We start from the raw sequence: 4,434 nt of genomic DNA on the forward strand, positions 1-4,434 counted from the left end.
CGTGGGTGGGTCAGGGGATCGGCCATTCGTGGACGGGACGGTTGCTGTGCATCAGCTCGACGTAGTGCCGGACCACCTCGCGCAGCGCGTCCGGCCGGTCCAGGTGGTCGGCAGACTCCAGCCGGTGCAGCGTCGCCACCTGCCAGCTTGCCCCGTTCCGTCCGGTCAGGCAGCGTTGCTCGATGATGCCGAGCAGTCGATCCCGCTCGCCCGGGTCGAGGCCCCACCGGTCCAGGCCGTCGTGGGCCAGCGGCAGCAGGCGGCGCAGCACCAGCTCGGTGACCGGCAGATAGCCCAGACCCGGCCAGAAGATGTGCGCGTCGATGCCGTGCCGGGCGCAGGTGTGGAAGTTCTCCTCGGCGGCGCTGAACGACATCTGCGACCACAGCGGCCGGTCCGCCTCGGCCAGCGCGCGCACCAGTCCGAAGTAGAACGCGCCATTGGCGACGGTGTCCAGCACGGTCGGCCCGGCGGGCAGCACCCGGTTCTCCACCCGCAGGTGCGGGCGACCGCGCAGCACGTCGTAGACCGGCCGGTTCCAACGGTAGATGGTGCCGTTGTGCAGGCGCAGCTCGGCAAGCGCCGGCACGCCGCCGGCAGCCAGCGTCTCGGCCGGATCCTCCGCCTCGCAGACCGGCAGCAGCGCGGGAAAATAGCGTACGTTCTCCTCGAACAGGTCGAACACCGAGGTGATCCAGCGTTCCCCGAACCAGACCCGGGGTCGTACCCCCTGGGTTTTGATCTCTTCCGGCCGGGTGTCGGTGGCCTGCTGGAACAGCGGGATCCGGGTCTCCCGCCACAGCTCGCGGCCGAAGAACAGCGGCGAGTTGGCGCCGAGCGCCACCTGGATCCCGGCGATGGCCTGGGCGGCGTTCCAGTAGTCGGCGAACTGGTTCGGACCGACCTGAAGGTGGAACTGGGTGCTGGTGCAGGCCGCCTCCGGGGTGATGGTGTCGGCGGTGACGTTCAGCCGCTCCACGCCGTTGACGGCGATCCGCAGGTCCTCACCCCGGGCGGCGAAGATCTGCTCGTTGAGCAGCGTGTAGCGGGGGTTGGCCGACAGCGCCGCCGCGGTCAGGTGCTCGGGCCGCACGGTGGGCAGGATGCCGATCATCACCAGCTGCGCGCCGACCGTCCGGGCCCGCGCGTCGGCGGAGTTCAGACTGGCCCGTACGCCCTGCTCGAACTCGGCGGTGCCGGTGCCGGTCAGCCGCCGGGGCGGTACGTTGATCTCGACGTTGAACTGGCCGAGTTCGGTCTGGAAGTTCGGATCGGCTATCGCCCGTAGCACGTCGGCGTTGCGCATCGCCGGCATCGAGTCCTTGTCGACCAGGTTCAGTTCGATCTCCAGCCCGGTCATCGGGCGGTCGACGTCGAACCGCGACTCGCGCAGCATCTCGGCGAAGACATCGAGACAACGGCGCACCTTCTCCCGGTAACGGGCCCGATCCTGACGGCTGAACGTCTGCACGCCGACTTGCTCGCCCATGGTCACCACCCTGTCACCGCTGGTACCCCGAACGTCGCACGTCCATGCCAGCGGACGCAGCTCCGGCTGCCCGGATCTCCACCATCCGGCGGGCGATACGGCTCGACGTGCGGTTCGTCCGCCCGGGTGCTGCGGCTAGCATGGCCGACGTGCATGCGAAGGTGACCCGGTTGTTCGTGGTGGCGGCGATCGCGGAGGCGATCTCCTGGGCCGGCCTGCTGGCCGGGATGGCGGTCAAGTACGGCCCGCCCGGCAACGAGCTGGGGGTGCAGATCTTCGGGCCGATCCACGGCGCGCTCTTCGTGGCCTACGGCGTGCTGGTGCTGGCCGTGGCCCGGGTGCACCGGTGGAGTCTGCTGGCCACCGCGGTGGCGCTGGCCTGCGCGGTGCCGCCGTTCGCCACCATCGTCTTCGAGCGCTGGGCGCGCCGGCGCGGCATGCTCACCGTCGCCGAGCCGGCCCGCGATCCGGTCCCGGTCGGCTGACTCACCCAGGTCGGCTGACTCACCTCGGCCGGCCGGCTCACCCCTGGTCCGGTGGGGGCGGGAACGCCGACAACATCGCGGCCACCCCACCAACGCCGACAACGTGGCGGCCACCACAGCTCGGCCCGCGTCGGTTGCTCAGGTGACGGCCGGCGGTGCTCAGGTGAGTGCGGCGCAGGCGGCCAGGGCGGCGAGCAGCAGGACGCCGAGCACGGCCTGGAGCAGCAGCGGCGGGCCCAGGTGCGACCACATCGTGGCGGTACGCGGCCGCAGCAGCTGCCCGGTGGTCAGGTTGACGATCCGTTCGATCTTCGGCGGCAGGTCGGGGTCGCCCTGGTCGCGCAGGGTCAGCTGGACGTGGTCGGCCGGGTGCAGGGCGCTCTGCGGCAGGTGCCCGTGCAGCTCGACCTCGTACGCGCGGCCGTCGGCGTCGCGCAGCCGGATCGGGGTGACCAGATATTCCGGGCCCTTCTTCAGCTCCTTGAACTTGCGTCGGCCGGTGCCGGAGCCGGCGGAGAGCAGGGCCCGGACCAGCTTGGCCAGCAGCCCGACCACCCCGGCGGCGGCGACCACCGCCACCAGCGCGGGCTGCTTGACCCGCACCTCCCGGGCGTAGCCGTCCATGAAACGGACGACCTGGGCGGTGAGGATTCGCCCCGTTGGGTGCAGGCTGCGCCGTGAGTACGATGTCGTGTCCATGATCACCACCCGGAGTCCGCGTACGGACACAGATCGTATCGATTCCCGAGGTTGAACGACGTGAATGAAAACCGGTCACGCGGTGGCCGGCAGGTGACAACCGCGAGGGTACGGGTAAGCGGTGGGCCGAGCTGTGAAAGGGGTCGAGCATGCAGCTGTCCTTCCTGCGTCCGCTCTACCAGCGTCCGGGGCCGTGGTGCTCGGTCTACCTGGACGCCTCGCTGGACACCGAGGACGCCCACGCGGCACTCGATCTGCGCTGGCGTGGCCTGCAACGGCAACTGGCCGACCAGGGCGCCGACGAGCCGACGATCGCCGCCATCGACCGGGTGGTACGCGGCCACGACCCGATGCCCGGCGACTACGGCCTGGCCGTCTTCGGCACGCAGGCACGGGTGGTGCTCTCCGAGTACCTGCACGCCCCACCGCGTCGCGATCTGGCCGCGTACACGCTGCTGCCGCACGTGATGCCGCTGCTGGCCCAGCGCGGCGAGCAGGTGGCGTGGGTGCGGGTGCTGGCCGACCGCACCGGCGCCGACGCCATGTCGGTGAGCGCCGGTGGGGTGCCGCGCCGGGCCCACGTGGTGGGGCGGGAGAGCTACCAGTTGCGCCGGGTGAAGCCCGGCGGCTGGTCCCAGTCGCGCTACCAGCGCGCCGCCATGGAGGCGTGGCACCACAACGCCGGTGATGTCACCGCCGCCACCGTCGAACTGGCCGAGCGGGTCGGTGCCGAGGTGGTCGTGGTGGCCGGTGACGTGCGGGCCACCGGCATGATCGCCGCCCAGATGCCGGAGCGCTGGCAGGACCTCGTGGTCCGCACCGACGCGGGTTCGCGGGGTGGCGGGGCCGATCAGAGCCTGCTGGACGACCTGACCGTGCAGACCATCGCCGAGGTGGCCGATCAGCGGATCAGCGCCGCCCTGGACCGCTTCGGCATGCAGCAGGACGTCGGCGCCGGGCTCGACGCGGTGGTGGCCGCGCTCCAGCGCAACCAGGTGGACACGATGCTGATCGTGGACGATCCGTCCGCCGACGGTGAACTCTGGATCGGCCCCGCGGCCACCGACATCGCCACCGACCCGCGGCAGTTGGTCGCCGTCGCCGAGCCGCACCGGGTCCGCGCCGACGCGGCGCTGATCCGCGCGCTGGTCGGCACCGACGCCGAGTTGACGGTGCTGGGCCCGGACGAGGCGCCGGAGCTGGTGGACGGGGTCGGTGCGGTGCTGCGCTACGTCGACCCGGTCACCCCGGGACGGGACGGTGCCTGACCCTACCGGGGTGGAGGCACTCGTTCGCGCGTTGGCGGCCTGGCGGGTGCCACGGGTCTTCGGGCAGCCGGGGGAGCAGGTCGCACCGCTGGTCGAGGCGCTGCGCGCGGCCGGCGGCGAGCCCGAGTACGTGCCCACCGGCCACGGGGAGAGCGCCGCGTTCATGGCCACCGCCCACGCCCGGCTCACCGGTGGGCTCGGTGTCTGCCTGGCGCCGGCCGGCCCGGCCGGGTACGAGCTGCTCGGCGGGCTCGACACCGCCCGCCGCGACGGCCTGCCGGTGCTGGCCGTCCTCGTCGCCGACGGCCCGCCGGGCGGACCCGTCGCGGGCCTCGACCCCACCGATCCGGCGGAGCGGCTCTTCGCCGGGATGTGCCGGCACGTGCGGTACGCCACCGACCCGGGACGTGTCGACGAGGCGGTGCGGTACGCGACGACCACCCCTTGCGGCCCGGTCTGCCTGGTGTTGCCCGCCCCCGGCGCGCCCCACCGT

At 72.3% G+C, this 4,434-nt stretch carries 5 protein-coding genes; 3 read left to right on the forward strand and 2 right to left on the reverse strand.

Features of this window, described 5'->3' with window-relative positions:
- Positions 1-10: 10 nt before the first annotated feature.
- Complete coding sequence (locus tag C1I93_RS28785) at positions 11-1,489, reverse strand: glutamate-cysteine ligase family protein (RefSeq protein WP_111246406.1); 1,479 nt, start codon at positions 1,487-1,489, stop codon at positions 11-13.
- A 140-nt stretch (positions 1,490-1,629) separates the two neighbouring features.
- On the opposite strand from C1I93_RS28785, the gene C1I93_RS28790 reads away from it, so the two are divergent.
- Positions 1,630-1,974, forward strand: a complete 345-nt coding sequence (locus C1I93_RS28790) for a DUF3817 domain-containing protein (protein ID WP_111246404.1) — start codon at positions 1,630-1,632, stop codon at positions 1,972-1,974.
- Between the two features lie 159 nt (positions 1,975-2,133).
- Here the strand turns inward: C1I93_RS28790 and C1I93_RS28795 are convergent, their stop codons facing one another.
- Positions 2,134-2,673 (reverse strand): hypothetical protein, encoded by a 540-nt coding sequence (locus C1I93_RS28795; protein WP_111246407.1) that lies wholly within the window; start codon positions 2,671-2,673, stop codon positions 2,134-2,136.
- A gap of 149 nt (positions 2,674-2,822) precedes the next feature.
- Between C1I93_RS28795 and C1I93_RS28800 the strand changes: the two genes are divergently transcribed.
- Positions 2,823-3,941: a baeRF2 domain-containing protein gene (locus tag C1I93_RS28800; RefSeq protein ID WP_111246405.1), complete on the forward strand. Its 1,119-nt coding sequence runs from the start codon at positions 2,823-2,825 to the stop codon at positions 3,939-3,941.
- A 10-nt stretch (positions 3,942-3,951) separates the two neighbouring features.
- On the forward strand, positions 3,952-4,434 hold a 483-nt coding region (locus C1I93_RS28805; protein ID WP_258378370.1), incomplete at its 3' end, for a thiamine pyrophosphate-binding protein.

This window comes from Micromonospora endophytica, assembly GCF_003236305.1.
Taxonomy (GTDB): domain Bacteria; phylum Actinomycetota; class Actinomycetes; order Mycobacteriales; family Micromonosporaceae; genus Micromonospora; species Micromonospora endophytica.

Coding starts and splice junctions, on each gene's coding strand:
- C1I93_RS28785 (WP_111246406.1), bottom strand. CDS start 1,489: ATGGGCGAGCAAGTCGGCGTGCAGACGTTCAGCCGTCAGGATCGGGCC.
- C1I93_RS28790 (WP_111246404.1), top strand. CDS start 1,630: ATGGCCGACGTGCATGCGAAGGTGACCCGGTTGTTCGTGGTGGCGGCG.
- C1I93_RS28795 (WP_111246407.1), bottom strand. CDS start 2,673: ATGGACACGACATCGTACTCACGGCGCAGCCTGCACCCAACGGGGCGA.
- C1I93_RS28800 (WP_111246405.1), top strand. CDS start 2,823: ATGCAGCTGTCCTTCCTGCGTCCGCTCTACCAGCGTCCGGGGCCGTGG.